The sequence below is a fragment of the Vibrio hepatarius genome (assembly GCF_018860525.1).
Taxonomy (GTDB): Bacteria; Pseudomonadota; Gammaproteobacteria; order Enterobacterales; family Vibrionaceae; genus Vibrio; species Vibrio hepatarius_B.
The window spans coordinates 1-13846 of sequence record NZ_JAHKPM010000032.1 but is presented as its reverse complement, the minus strand read 5'-3'; the positions used below and the strand labels follow the sequence as shown (position 1 = coordinate 13846).

At 42.9% G+C, this 13846-nt stretch carries 11 protein-coding genes; 3 read left to right on the top strand and 8 right to left on the bottom strand.

What is annotated here, in order from left to right; genetic code table 11:
* Window positions 1-10: 10 nt before the first annotated feature.
* The 8 genes from dtd to typA all read right to left on the bottom strand — a co-directional run bounded on the left by dtd (window position 11) and on the right by typA (window position 8956).
* Window positions 11-445, bottom strand: a complete 435-nt coding sequence (gene dtd, locus KO511_RS08770) for a D-aminoacyl-tRNA deacylase (protein WP_215987072.1) — start codon at window positions 443-445, stop codon at window positions 11-13.
* Window positions 417-1334, bottom strand: coding sequence for a virulence factor BrkB family protein (locus KO511_RS08765; protein WP_436840215.1), 918 nt, complete (start codon window positions 1332-1334; stop codon window positions 417-419). Before KO511_RS08765 ends, dtd begins: the two co-directional genes overlap by 29 nt.
* 89 nt (window positions 1335-1423) lie before the next feature.
* On the bottom strand, window positions 1424-2332 hold the full coding sequence (locus tag KO511_RS08760; protein WP_215987071.1) for an ABC transporter permease: 909 nt from the start codon (window positions 2330-2332) through the stop codon (window positions 1424-1426).
* Window positions 2329-3297 carry an ABC transporter permease gene (locus KO511_RS08755; RefSeq protein ID WP_215987070.1) on the bottom strand — a complete coding sequence of 323 codons (969 nt, stop codon included), beginning with the start codon at window positions 3295-3297 and terminating at the stop codon, window positions 2329-2331. The genes KO511_RS08760 and KO511_RS08755 overlap by 4 nt, the downstream gene beginning before the upstream one ends.
* Before the next feature lie 34 nt (window positions 3298-3331).
* On the bottom strand, window positions 3332-4159 hold the full coding sequence (locus KO511_RS08750) for an ATP-binding cassette domain-containing protein (RefSeq protein ID WP_215987069.1): 828 nt from the start codon (window positions 4157-4159) through the stop codon (window positions 3332-3334).
* Window positions 4159-5088 carry an ABC transporter ATP-binding protein gene (locus tag KO511_RS08745; protein WP_215987068.1) on the bottom strand — a complete coding sequence of 310 codons (930 nt, stop codon included), beginning with the start codon at window positions 5086-5088 and terminating at the stop codon, window positions 4159-4161. Before KO511_RS08745 ends, KO511_RS08750 begins: the two co-directional genes overlap by 1 nt.
* 15 nt (window positions 5089-5103) lie before the next feature.
* The gene (locus tag KO511_RS08740) at window positions 5104-6780 is read right to left on the bottom strand and encodes a peptide ABC transporter substrate-binding protein (RefSeq protein ID WP_215987067.1); all 1677 of its coding nucleotides are present in this window, start codon (window positions 6778-6780) and stop codon (window positions 5104-5106) included.
* Window positions 6781-7126: 346 nt separating this feature from the next.
* Complete coding sequence (gene typA, locus KO511_RS08735; protein WP_215987066.1) at window positions 7127-8956, bottom strand: translational GTPase TypA; 1830 nt, start codon at window positions 8954-8956, stop codon at window positions 7127-7129.
* Window positions 8957-9447: 491 nt separating this feature from the next.
* On the opposite strand from typA, the gene glnA reads away from it, so the two are divergent.
* The 3 genes from glnA (at window position 9448) to glnG (ending at window position 13543) form a co-directional block, all read left to right on the top strand.
* Entirely contained in the window at window positions 9448-10857 is a 1410-nt protein-coding gene (gene glnA, locus KO511_RS08730; RefSeq protein ID WP_215987065.1) for a glutamate--ammonia ligase, read from the top strand.
* Window positions 10858-11055: 198 nt separating this feature from the next.
* Window positions 11056-12111 carry a nitrogen regulation protein NR(II) gene (gene glnL, locus KO511_RS08725; RefSeq protein WP_215987064.1) on the top strand — a complete coding sequence of 352 codons (1056 nt, stop codon included), beginning with the start codon at window positions 11056-11058 and terminating at the stop codon, window positions 12109-12111.
* A 28-nt stretch (window positions 12112-12139) separates the two neighbouring features.
* A complete protein-coding gene (glnG, locus tag KO511_RS08720; protein WP_215987063.1) occupies window positions 12140-13543 on the top strand; it encodes a nitrogen regulation protein NR(I) in 1404 nt (467 codons plus the stop codon).
* The last annotated feature ends 303 nt before the right edge of the window (window positions 13544-13846 follow it).

Sequence of the window (13846 nt, the reverse complement as noted above, 5' to 3'; positions counted from 1 at the left end):
TAGTCTAACTTTATACCTGTAACCAGAATGTCACTGGACCATCATTGACCAATGAAACTTTCATATCTGCGCCAAAATGACCACACTCTGTTGGTATAATCTCGGTACACTGGTTAGCAAAGTAATCATATAGACGTTCTGCATCTGCAGGGTGAGCACCACGAGAAAAACCAGCTCGTGTCCCTTTAGTAGTATCAGCAGGCAAGGTGAACTGAGATATTACCAGCACTTGGCCGCTAACTTGTTTAACATTGAGGTTCATTTTACCTTCTTCATCGCCAAACACACGATAAGATGTCACCCGCTCCACAAGACGTTTAGCTTTTGCTTCATCATCACCTTTCTCAACACCTAATAAAACCAGTAATCCACACTTTATCTCGCCAATCACGTCACCATCAACGCGAACTGCGGCCTCACTTACTCTTTGGATCAGTGCTATCACTGCGCTTTCCTTCTTCTTGCTGCCGATTTTCAGCCGCCAAGTTTACCACTTCTTGAATATCACTCCACTGCTCACGTTCACCTAAGGCAGCAGTGATCTCTGCACCAATCAATACAATTAACCAGCATAAATATACCCAGACAAACAAAATCGGAATCGCAGCTAATGCACCATAAATAAGTTGATACGATGGAAATTGCGTTATGTATGCCGCAAAACCCTTTTTACTTGCTTCAAACAATAATGCCGCAATGATAGCGCCAACAAGCGCATGAGAAATATAGACCTTTTTATTGGGAACGAGAATATAAAGTCCCATAAAAGCAAAAAATGATAGTAAGAACGGCAACCAACGCAATAATAGTTCGTAAACACCTGAAATAGCTTCACTATCGAGTATTTTTAATGAGGTAAAATATGAGGTAGCAGCGATACTCGCGCCGACTAAAATCGGGCCTAGTGTGAGAACCATCCAATACATAGAGAAAGAAAATACCATGCGACGCTTTTGTTCAACTCGCCAGATATAGTTTAGGTTTTTATCTATATTTGAAATCAACATCAAAGCAGCTACAAACAGAAACAAACCACCCACTGCCGTCATCTTACCTGTATTTGCAACAAATTCGAGTAATGCCTGTTTGACGGCATCTCCTGCCGCTGGAACGAAGTGAGTAATCACAAAATCCTGGATCACATCGCCAGAATTAGCAAAAACGGCAAACGAAGATAAAACCGACAGTAGCACTGTCAGCATAGGAACAATGGAAAGTAAGGTTATATAAGCCAGATAGCCAGCATTAATGTTGACTCTATCATGGTTCATGCGCTTGAGTAGATATCGCCCAAAGCATAGACCTTGCTTACTCAGCTGCTCAATGTCCAACATGGTTTCTCCTAACCAAAACTAAATTACCAAGGCTTGTATATACGACAAGTTTAAACCCGCTTGCTCGGTCAACAGGCCATGGTATTTACCTAAGACTTAGGATCAATGGCCTCTTGTAACCCATCACCCAAGAAATTAATCGTGATAACCGTCATTAGAACCATAATGCCGGGATACACCGCAGCCATAGGATAAAGCCACATCGCTTCGCGAGCGTTTTGTAGCATATTACCCCAAGACGGCGTCGGTGGGTTAATGCCAAAACCTAAAAAGCTCAGCGCACTTTCAGTCAAGATAGCCCCACCTACACCTAAAGTTGTCGCGGTTATGACCGGGGAGATTACATTGGGGATAATATGTCTTAACATCACAAACCAGTGACTTGCTCCATAGCCAATCGCCGCCTGCACATATTCCCTATGTTTTACAGATAGAGTATTCGAACGAACCAAACGAGCAGCAAAGGGCCATCCTAAAATAGAGAGTACAATCACTAATCGATAGATACTAAAGCTATCACTGCGCACCAATTCTTCAGATAAACCTAATTTCGTCATATCCACGCTTTGAATCAGTATAAGCAACATAATACTAGGCAAGCTAATAATGAAGTCAGCACTACGCATAATAAAAGCATCGACTCTACCTCCATAATAGCCCGCAACCACGCCAAGAACCGTGCCTATGATAGACGTAGTTAAGGCGGCCATAAAGGCAAAAGTCAGTGACACTTGACCACCTAAAAGCAAGCGGGTAAAAATATCACGCCCAAGCTCATCGGTACCAAGTAGATTAAGATCGCTTGGTGGTGAGAAACGAGAGAACAAGTCATCTGCATAGGGGTCAACACCTAGCCAAAATGCAATTGGATTAGCGCCAAAGCAAACTAACGCCAGCAAACATAAAAACACGAGCGATAGCATAGCCAATTTATGTCGAGACAAACGTTGCGTGACCTGAAACCAAGGGTTTTGACTGCGTTTTACTATATAACTCATTGAATACTCCCCTTGGTTAAATCAATTCTAGGGTCAACTTTGGAGTAAAGTATGTCCGCAATAAAGTTCATCACTAATATTGCTGTAGTCGCAACCATAAAACACAGCATAGCCACGTTGTAGTCATTGCCATTAATAGAATCAACAGTTAACTTTCCTATGCCTGGCCAACTAAAAATCGTTTCAGTTAACACAGCCCCACTCAATAGCCCAGCCACATCCATCGCAAGAACTGTAATCATAGGAAGCATGCCATTTTTTATACAGTGTTTAAGTAATACTCGTCTCGATGACAATCCCTTGGCCTTAGCGGTGCGCACAAAGTCTTGTCTAAATACCTCCAGCATACTTGAGCGCATAAAACGTGAAATGGACGCGATACTAAGCAGAGTTAAGCTCAATATTGGCAAAAACATATACTCCAACTTAGCCAAACCTTCAGCGCCTTCAGCTTCTCCTGTCCCCCCAGCTGGGAAGATTGGCAATACCACCGCAAAAATCATGATCAGCATTAGCGCAAGCCATGCCGCTGGCGTTGATAGAAATAGATAAGTCAAACCACTGATAATATAATCTGTTGCTTTATTTTGCTTCACTGCGCATAGCACCCCGACAGGCAGAGCAATTAAAATCGATAACAGTGTTCCACTACCAACCAAGATCAAGGTGTTTTTCATCGCATCCCATAAAACATCGACTGCTGGCTGAGCAAACATGCGAGAGTAGCCAAGATCGCCATGCATGGCATCTTTAAGCCAGATAAAATATCTCACATAGACAGGCTTATCGAGCCCCTGCTCTGCTTTAAGCCGAGCGATATCTTCAGAAGTCATACTTGGATTACTTTGCACCAATAAATCGATAGGGTCACCGGGCATAAGTCCCATCAAATTGTATGCAGCAAATGAGGCTAAAAAGAGTACCAGCATCATTTGCAAAAAACGGGAGATTATAAAGCGCTTCATCTGAATCCCCCTAAGTACTGAATGTTGATTACTCTCATGCTGACTTTCTCTCTAACTGATTACGACGCCTCGCTTTACCAATATCAGGTACAGCATTAAGCAGCTCTTGACTGTAAGGGTGCTTTGGGTGGGCAAAGAAGCTGGTTTTGTCAGCCCGCTCGACTACCTCACCATTTTTCATCACCATCACTTCATCCGCTAAGTGGTATACCACCGCCATATCATGGCTAATAAAGAAAAAGGCAATGCCATGCTGCTCTTGCAAATCTTTAAATAAATTAAGAATTTGAGACTGGACGGATACATCCAATGCAGAGAGAGGTTCGTCAGCAATAATAAGCTCTGGTTTAAGCATCAGTGCGCGAGCAATAGCAATACGCTGCCGCTGACCGCCTGAAAATTCATGGGGATAACGCGTCAATACATCTTCATGCATTCCAACCCATTCCAGTACTTCCAGTGCGCGCTCTCGTTGAGAGTCACGGTTACCTATTTTGTTGACTTTCATTGGTTCAATCAGAGAGTCCAAAATAGGCATTCTTGGGTTCAGTGCAGAATAAGGATCTTGAAAAACCAGACCAATACGTTGGCGTATTTGTCTTTGCTGCTTTGAACTTAGGCGGGAAACCTCACGTCCTGATATGTAAATATCCCCTGAAGCAGGCCTATCTAGCATGCTGACCATTCGACCCAGGGTCGACTTACCCGAGCCAGACTCACCCACCACAGCTAAGGTTTTACCTGCCTCTAAACTAAGAGATACATTTTTTGTCACATGCAGATATTGAGGCTTACGTCCAAATAAAGAGCCCGCTTCAAGCACATAGTATTTGTGTAGATTATTCACTTTTAATAGTGACATCAATATCCCCCTGCTATTTGACCGTTGCGCTGCTGCGCTAGTTGGACGTAATGATCGAAAAGCTCAGGGCAGCGATCACGGAAGGTATAGTTCTCACCTCTCTTATCGAGAGGCGGCACGCTACCAGGAATAGCAGGCAAACGTTTGATATCAGCGCCGACCCGAGGGATTGTATCCAGCAGCGCCTGAGTATAAGGGTGTTGTGGGTTATCAAAAATATCGTTTACATCGGCAATCTCAACCACTTGCCCTGCGTACATCACCATAACGCGATCAGAGATTTGCGATACCACACCAAGTGAATGACTGATAAATTGGATAGCAGTACCTGTGGTTTCCCTTAGCTCTTCGAGCAAATCAAGAACCTGAGCTTGTACTGTCACATCCAGTGCTGTGGTAGGCTCATCAGCAATCAACACTTTGGGCTTACAGGCCAGCGCTATAGCAATCATTACCCGTTGGCGCATACCGCCAGACAGCTCATGAGGAAACGCTTTCGCTCTCTTTTCCGGGTAGGGTATATGGACTTGCCTTAGCATTTCTATTGCTCGGTTCATTGCTTCAGCTTTAGATACACCTTCATGAACCAAAAACATTTCTGCCACTTGTTCACCAACGGTAACAACAGGGTTAAGTGCTGTCATCGGCTCCTGGAAAATCATACCAACGCCTTCACCACGAATATGTTGATAACGTTTTTCACTCATGCCAACCAAGTTCTCGCCCGCAAATAAGATCTCACCCGATAGTGCCAGTTGCTTATCCAAAAGACCCATTATCGCAAGAGAGGTCAGCGACTTACCGCAGCCTGATTCCCCAACCACACCTAAAATTTCACCAGCGCGAATCTGATAGCTGACATCTTTCACCGCAAAATGTGGCCCCAAGACCACACTCATATTGCGAACATCTAATACTACATCACTCATAGATATGCCTACCGCTTAGTTTGCTCGCGCCCAGTTTTCCGACCAAAAACTCGAATAATACTGATGTCCTGTTGGCTCCACACCAATTAACCACTTAGGATAAATGTAACTCTCTGAGCGATAGAAAAGGGGCAGCGCAGGCAGCTCGGTGGCATAAAGCTTCTGCAAGCTTTTCCAAAGATGCTTGCGCTTTTCTGTATTCACTTCAGCTTCTATTTGATCAATTAATTCATCCATATGGGCACTTGAATAGCCTGCATAATTTTGCCCAGACCAACCATTCTCTTTGGTAGGTATATGCTCAGAATGCAATACAGTATTAGGTAAGCCCTCTGGTGAGCTTGACCAAGCAAACATGGCTAAGCCTTTATGTTTACGCTCATTAAGGGTTGTGCCAAAGTAAACCCGCGCCGGTTGATTATTTATTACCACTTTAATGCCAACTTTTTTCCATTGTCCTTGGGCAAACTGCTGCACTAACTCACGGGTTTTATTGCCAGCTGTGGTCATAAATTCCAACACCAGCGGCTGACCATCTTTCATTTGTACGCCGTTGACCAATTTATATCCTGCTGCTTTGAGTAGCTGCTTTGCCTTCTCAGGATCATAACCATAAGAGGGCGTATTGGGATCAAAAATCGAATCTAGAGGGCTAACACTTGAACTTGCCACAGATTGTTTGCCCTCAAACAACTTTTTCGTTAGCAGCTCGCGATCAAGGCCATACAATAAGGCTTGACGCACCCGAACATCACTTAAATGGGAGTTATTTAGCTGTAAGTCCAAGTGCTCATACAAGGCTGCAGGGCGAATATCAACATTAAACTTACTGCCATAGCGTTTTTCAAACTGTAATGCCTGATCTAACGTCAATCCAAGTTCACCCGGAATAAAGTCAATATCACCAGAAAGCAGATTAGCCTGTAGTGCCTGCGTATCTGTGATTGTTTTTAATGTGATTTTATCAAAGTGAGGCGCTTTACCTTTCCAGTATGGATTACTGGCAAGCTTTACAAACTGACCTTGTTTGGCTTGTTCAATAATATAAGGTCCGTTGTACAAACCAGGATTAGTTTGCTCAGTCACGTATTTGGTCTTAAGGTGATACTCTTTGGGATTAGCTTTAAAAATAGGCTCCTCAAGATGACGGGGAAGAACCTTAGGTCTAAGGCTAGAGTTGTATTCATAAGTAATTCTGTCGATATACATATCAACGGTATAATCATCAACCACATCTAGCTTTTCAATTTGCCTGACAAGAGATAACTCCGGATTACCTTGTACATCCGGCGATGTCGCTACCTGATACCAAAACGCTATATCTTGGCTGGTCACTGGTGTTCCATCTCCCCAGAATAAATCCTTTTTCAGCCGAATAGTCATTTTTATCCCTTGCTGGCTCTCTCCTTGCTTAACATTTGGGCGCTCAATAATGGTAGCTAACCCATTTTCAAAAGTCGGTACTTTCTCACACAAAAAGCAAGTCAATTGCCAATTTTGATCAAAGCCTATCGAGTCACGCTGAATAAAGCCTCGGATATACCTTTTCGCCACGGCACTATCTATCGCAGGATGAAGAGTTGATGGGTACTGGGATATACCGATAGTTAGTGAATCTTCAGCCGAAATAGCTGAGGCGGAAAATAGGGATGCGCTGCAAAATGTAGCGAGTAGAGTCTTATTAAAATTCATTTGATCTCCATATCTTTAAATAAATAGCAGCTCAGAATCTTAGTTATCAAAAAGTTCATGATCTAAGACTGCGACTAATAAATTAAGATACGCAGTGCCGCAAGCAAATAAGAGATCGAGACATTATCTAAACGAAAACTTTACCAAGATAAATCCATTATTTGCTTGTTCTACGCACGATACGTTCCATGTATACGAGAAAACAATATGCATTAATTGTTTGTTCAACTCAAGCATATGATATTTATTGGAAAAATATTTGAGTGGGCATGAATTGTGGAATCAGAATAGAAAAAAGCCCCGCAGAGAGGCTCTACGGGGCTTTAGAGTATTGTTTGGCGTAATTTTACTTAGCGCTTCGCGCTTCGCGCTTACGGTCGCTTTCTGTTAGGAATTTCTTGCGAATACGGATGCTTTCTGGTGTTACTTCTACTAACTCATCATCATCAATAAACTCAAGTGCTTGCTCTAGAGTCATAATGATTGGCGGCGTAAGAACCTGAGCGTCATCAGTACCAGAGGCACGAACGTTGGTTAGCTGCTTACCTTTAAGGGCGTTAACCGTCAAGTCGTTATCGCGGCTGTGAATACCGATCACCATACCTTCGTATACTTCAATACCATGACCGATAAACATACGACCACGCTCTTGTAGATTAAATAGCGCGTTGGTTAATGCCTTACCAGCCGCATTTGCAACCAATACACCGTTGATACGCTGACCAATATTACCGCCTTTATGTGGGCCATAATGATCAAACGTGTGGTATAGCAGACCAGAGCCTGAAGTTAACGTCATAAACTCAGTTTGGAAACCAATCAAGCCACGAGATGGCATGACAAAGTCCATACGCACGCGACCTTTGCCATCCGGTGACATATCTTTTAGTTCACCTTTACGCAGGCCAATGTTTTCCATTATGCCACCTTGATGCTCTCCCATCACATCGATAGTCACTATCTCAAACGGTTCCATAAGCTGACCATCTTGTTCTTTGATAATAACTTCAGGGCGAGATACCGCTAGCTCAAAACCTTCACGGCGCATATTTTCGATCAAGATAGACAGGTGAAGTTCACCACGACCTGACACGCGGAACTTATCTGGATCGTCTGTTTGCTCTACTCGCAATGCAACATTATGTACCAGTTCTTTTTCAAGACGTTCTAGAATGTTACGTGAGGTAACAAACTTACCTTCTTTACCCGCAAATGGAGAGGTGTTAACTTGGAAAGTCATAGTAACGGTAGGCTCATCAACCGATAATGGCGGCAGAGCTTCTACAGCGTTTTGCGCACAAATCGTATCTGAGATTTTAAGTTCGCCCAGACCAGTAATAGCAATAATATCACCCGCATTTGCTTGTTCTACTTCATGACGCTCAAGGCCTAAGTAACCCATAACAGTACCCACTTTACCATTACGAGTTTTACCATCAGCGCTGATTACTGTTACTTGTTGGTTAGCCTTTACACTACCACGAGTAACACGGGCAACACCGATAACACCAACATAAGAGCTGTAGTCTAACTGAGAAACTTGCATCTGTAACGGACCGTCTAGGTCAACCTGAGGTGGCGCTACTTGCTCAACGATAGTTTGGAATAGTGGCTCCATATTCTCGCCAATTTCGTCTTCTTCTTGAGAAGCCCAGCCGTTAAGAGCAGAAGCATACACAACTTTAAAGTCTAATTGCTCATCCGTCGCACCTAAGTTATCGAATAAGTCGAATACTTGGTCCATAACCCAATCAGGCCTTGCTCCTGGACGGTCAATTTTGTTAATAACCACGATCGGTTTAAGACCGTGCGCAAACGCTTTTTGGGTGACAAAGCGAGTTTGTGGCATAGGGCCATCAACAGCATCAACAATAAGTAGAACAGAGTCTACCATCGACATGATACGCTCAACTTCACCACCAAAGTCTGCGTGTCCAGGAGTATCAACGATATTAATGCGGTAATCATTCCAGTTAATTGCTGTATTTTTCGCAAGAATGGTAATACCACGTTCTTTCTCGATATCGTTCGAGTCCATGACTCGCTCTTCAGCCTCACCGCGAGACTCTAATGTCCCTGATTGTTGCAGCAGTTTATCAACCAACGTTGTTTTACCGTGGTCAACGTGTGCGATGATCGCAATATTTCTTAAATTATCAATCTGTGGAGTAGCCATGGATTTTGATTCACTTATAAAAAAAGCAACCCTCTTAAATTGGACATTTAATGAGCAGTGCCTATTTGATTAAAAAAACGACCGTAATGTACCAGATTCTAGCGAAAAACCCAGAAATATGTGATCTGATACATTAGTTTTCTTCGCAACCAGTGGCAAAGAAACACAATATCACTCCACCAATACACCATTACTCACTGACGCCAGTAGTAATTATCAAAGGAATGAAATAGTCTTTGATTTCAAAATAGTGTAAAAGTACATCATAGCACCATAATGGTGCAAAATGACTTCACCTTGGTGCAGAAATTCGCACCAAAGTGGTGATAGATCATATAAATATCTGAATTTAAAGATTTAAAATATTGGCATGGTATTAGCTTATACTAGATTGAGCATCGATTAATACAGTTGAAACAAAATTAATCAATGCTAGATTTTTATATTCAATCAAGCCAATACTGCTTTAATAACACTGGAGGTTATCCAAGATGTCAGTTGAAAACGTTCTGTCGCTGATCCAAGAAAACGAAGTTAAGTTTGTAGATCTGCGTTTTACCGATACTAAAGGGAAAGAGCAGCATATCTCTATCCCAACTCACCAAGTCGATGCAGACTTCTTCGAAGAAGGCAAAATGTTCGATGGCTCCTCCGTCGCTGGTTGGAAAGGTATCAATGAATCAGACATGGTTATGATGCCAGATGCTTCATCAGCAGTGCTGGACCCATTTACTGAAGATGCGACTCTAAACATTCGCTGTGACATTCTTGAACCAACGACAATGCAGGGCTATGACAGAGATCCTCGTTCAATCGCTAAACGCGCCGAGGATTACATGCGCTCAACAGGTGTTGCAGATACTGTGCTTATTGGGCCTGAACCTGAATTTTTCCTCTTTGATGATGTAAAATTCGCAACAAATATGTCAGGTTCGTTTTTCAAGGTTGATGATATAGAAGCTGCGTGGAACACAGGGTCAGATTACGAGGAAGGCAACAAAGGTCATCGTCCTGGCGTTAAGGGTGGCTATTTCCCTGTTGCTCCTGTGGACTCATCTCAAGATATCCGCTCCGCAATGTGTCTCATCATGGAAGAAATGGGGCTAGTGGTAGAAGCACATCACCATGAAGTTGCCACTGCAGGACAAAACGAGATTGCCACTCGCTTTAATACCCTAACTTCCAAAGCCGATGAAATCCAAGTGTATAAGTATGTAGTACACAACGTTGCTCATGCCTTTGGTAAAACAGCGACCTTTATGCCTAAACCACTCGTGGGCGATAATGGTAGCGGTATGCATGTCCACCAATCCCTTGCCAAGGATGGAGTGAATCTATTTGCGGGCGATAAATATGGCGGTCTTTCTGAGACAGCGCTTTACTATATTGGTGGTATCATCAAACACGCTCGTGCAATCAACGCGTTTGCTAACGCATCAACCAACTCTTACAAACGCCTTGTTCCTGGCTTCGAAGCCCCTGTCATGCTGGCATATTCGGCTCGAAATCGCAGCGCTTCTATTCGTATTCCTGTAGTTCCAAGTCCGAAGGCAAGACGCATTGAAGTTCGCTTCGGGGACCCGTCAGCGAATCCATACTTATGCTTTGCTGCAATGCTTATGGCTGGCCTTGATGGCATTAAAAATAAGATTCACCCAGGTGAAGCAATGGATAAAGATCTCTACGATTTACCCGCAGAAGAAGCTGCAGAGATCCCAACCGTCGCATATTCACTCAAAGATGCCCTAGATTCACTCAACCAAGATCGTGAGTTCTTAACTACTGGCGGCGTATTCTCTGATGACTTTATTGATTCTTACATCGATCTCAAGTCCCAAGATGTTGCTCAAGTAAACATGACCACTCATCCACTTGAGTTTGAACTTTATTACTCAGTGTGATGACTGAAGAATGGTAGTATTAGAATAGGCTCACTTTTTGGTGAGCCTTTTTTATATCAAGCAATATCAGATACTTACTAAGTCTACTAACTAATATCATTTTTACTTCTTGTATTTGAATCTATAGGCCATACTAAAGACAAGGTTGCACCATTTTGGTGCGAATTATTATCTTGCTTTCATGAATGAGGACAGGCTGTGGACAGCGAGCTCAAAAGTATCATACTCAGTCATCAAACGACCGCAGTGATTATTGTCAACGAATCACTGCAAATCCACTATGCAAATTCTTCAGCAGAGCAACTATTTGCTCAAAATACCAAACGCATTACTGAGCAGCGGTTACCAAGCCTAATTCAAAACCCATCAATTGATTTAACTTGGCTATCACGACCACTTCAAACTGGTCAAAGTTTGACCGACAGCAATTTCACTTTAGTCATCGATGGTAAGCCTCTCATTCTAGAAATAACAGTCAGTCCGATTTCATGTCAAAAGCAGCTACTGCTATTAGTTGAATTAAGAAAGGTAGAACAGCAACGTCGTTTGTCACAAGAACTCAATCAGCATGCCCAACAGCAAGCTGCAAAGCTATTGGTTAGAGGGCTAGCACATGAGATAAAAAACCCTCTTGGCGGCCTTAGAGGTGCTGCGCAGCTTTTAGAACGTATGCTCCCAGACCATTCCATGGTTGAGTATACCCAACTGATCATTGAACAAGCTGATAGATTACGAGTATTGGTCGATAGGCTTCTTGGCCCACAAAAGCCAGGACAAAAACAACGCCAGAATTTACACCTTATTCTTGAAAAAGTGCGCCAGCTTGTAGAACTGGACATCGGAACATACGTGAGGATTGAAAGAGACTATGACCCAAGCTTGCCAGAGTTTTTACTTGATGTTGATCAGATAGAACAGGCCTTATTAAACATCGTCAGTAACGCTGGACAAATTCTACAGCGCCAACCACATGGCCATATTGTCATCCGTACCAGAGCCGTACACCAAGTTAATATCCATGGTCAAAACTGTAAATTAGCAGCACAAATAGACATTATTGATAATGGTCCTGGTGTCCCAAATGAGCTACACGATACCCTTTTTTACCCCATGGTGAGCGGAAGAGAAGGGGGGACAGGACTTGGATTATCTATCGCCCAAAACTTAATCGACCAGCACCAAGGAAAAATAGATTTAGAAAGTTGGCCTGGTCACACAAAGTTTAGTATTTATCTACCGATTTCAATTGTTTGAGTGGCATTGCTTAAAGGACAAATGTTTTATGAGTAAAGGATATGTATGGGTCGTCGATGACGACAGTTCCATCCGCTGGGTGTTAGAAAAAACCCTTTCATCAGCCAATATTAGATGCGAAACATTCTCTGAAGCTGAAAGTATACTTATCGCGCTAGAACGTGAAGTGCCAGATGTATTGGTCTCTGATATTCGTATGCCTGGCCTAAGCGGCATGGATCTGTTGCAGCGAGTGCATCAAACCTCCCCAGAATTGCCAGTAATCATAATGACAGCGCATTCAGATTTGGATGCTGCCGTTAATGCTTATCAACAAGGCGCATTTGATTATCTACCCAAACCATTTGACGTCGACGAAACCCTCAGCTTAGTTGAAAGAGCCATCGCTCACCGTCAAGAACAACAACGTGATCAAAACCTAGATGAGATTAATAGCAATAATGCCCCAGAAATTATTGGCGAAGCACCAGCAATGCAAGAAGTCTTTCGCGCCATTGGCCGGCTTTCACGGTCTTCGATTTCTGTGCTAATAAACGGCGAATCCGGAACAGGCAAAGAATTAGTCGCTAAAGCTCTTCATCGACATAGCCCTAGAGCCACCAAACCTTTTATTGCACTTAACATGGCTGCCATCCCAAAAGATCTGATTGAATCCGAGCTCTTTGGTCATGAAAAAGGGGCCTTCACTGGTGCAAATGGCATACGTAAAGGACGCTTTGAGCAAGCGAATAGCGGTACCTTATTCCTTGATGAAATTGGCGACATGCCGCTTGATATTCAAACTCGTTTACTTCGTGTACTCGCTGACGGTCAGTTCTACCGAGTCGGCGGACACTCTCCTATCAAAGTCGATGTTCGTATCATAGCAGCCACACATCAGCATCTAGAAAATCTCGTCCATCACGGCGATTTTCGTGAGGACTTATTTCATCGACTTAATGTAATACGTATACATATACCTGCATTGCACCAAAGAAAACAAGATATTAAAACACTAGCCCTCCACTTTTTATCTATAGCTGCACAAGAACTTGAAGTCGAGACCAAGACTCTCCACCCGTCAACCATACAAATACTTACCGAACTCAATTGGCCGGGCAATGTTAGGCAACTCGAAAATACTTGCCGGTGGCTAACAGTGATGGCAAGTGGGAATGAGATTTTACCACCGGACCTTCCTCCGGAACTCTCTACAAGTAAAACAAACACTGGTGGGGAGATTAATACCAGCTGGCAAAATCAACTTTCTAATTGGGCTAAACAATCGTTAACGGAAGGTGAGACGGAAATACTTAGTCATGCCCAGCCAGAATTTGAGCGTATTCTTCTAGAAGCCGCTTTGGCGCATACTAAGGGTCATAAACAAGACGCCGCTAAAGTACTTGGTTGGGGGAGAAATACATTAACTCGAAAACTAAAAGAACTGTATTAACAAAAAAACCCATGAGGATACCCCATGGGTTAAAACTAATTGGCTTGGGTAATAAAATTCTAAAAGCGAAGACTTTTGCTATGCCAAGCAATAAAAAAGCACAGCATTTCTCACTAAAATTGTACAAATGTGAAAATGAACTCTTAGCCACTAATCTAAAACGTGTTAAAGACAAACATTATCCATCAATATGTTAGCATTCAATACTCACAAGCGTGTCGTCAGAAGTGACCACTGGAGGTACATAAATGACTCTATTCCGTGATGCAGTGCACTATAGTAAAAACTCTTCTGTCCAACAGA